Origin of the sequence: Actinomadura bangladeshensis (assembly GCF_004348335.1) — a bacterium.
In the GTDB taxonomy this organism is placed as follows: Bacteria; Actinomycetota; Actinomycetes; order Streptosporangiales; family Streptosporangiaceae; genus Spirillospora; species Spirillospora bangladeshensis.
On sequence record NZ_SMJW01000581.1, the window covers coordinates 1 to 760 of the forward strand.

Sequence of the window (760 nt, forward strand, 5' to 3'; positions counted from 1 at the left end):
GCCCTGGACCTCCCCCGCTCCAGCACGTACCACCTGCTCACCGCCATGGCGGAGGACGGCTTCGTCACCTCCATCCCGGAGGAGCGGCGCTGGGGCCTGGGCGTGGCGGCCTTCGAGATCGGCTCCGCCTACCTGCGCCACGAACCCCTGGAACGCCTGGCCCGCCCCCTGCTCCGCCGCCTGGTCGACCAGACCGGCGAGATCGCCCAGCTGGGCGTCCTGCACGGCGCCGAGACCCTCTACCTCCTCAAGGAGCAGCCGCGCCGGCACGCCACCCTGGTCACCGACGTGGGCGTCCGCATGCCCGCCCACCTGACCGCGAGCGGCCTGTCCCTCCTCGCGCACCTGCCGCCCGCGCAGGTGCGCGCCCTGTTCCCGGGCCGCTTCGTGAACCGGACGGGCCTCGGCCCCACGTCCCTGCGCGAACTGCGCCGCACCCTCGCCGGCGACGCCCGCCGCGGATGGTCGGTCGAGGACGGCCACATCACCGAGGGCTTCACCAGCATCGCCGCCTGCGCCTTCGACCACACCGGCCACCCCACGGCCGCGATAACGGTCACCTTCCGCCGCGAAGACCACTCCCCCGAGACCTGGCCGCGCTTGGCGGCCCGCATCCAGGCCACCGCGACCACTCTCACCACCCGCCTGACCGGCCGCCGCCCCGCACCCCGGTAGGACGCATCGGTGCCTCCAGGCCGTCTGATCAGGGCGATGCTGTCGAAAGGCAGGGGTAGGGGGTGGCGTTCGGGTGGTGTGGTGG

At 74.1% G+C, this 760-nt stretch carries 1 protein-coding gene; it reads left to right on the plus strand.

What is annotated here, in order from left to right; all coding sequences use genetic code 11:
- Positions 1-3 precede the first annotated feature (3 nt).
- A complete protein-coding gene (locus tag E1284_RS40975; protein ID WP_243715078.1) occupies positions 4-675 on the plus strand; it encodes an IclR family transcriptional regulator in 672 nt (223 codons plus the stop codon).
- Positions 676-760 lie beyond the last annotated feature (85 nt).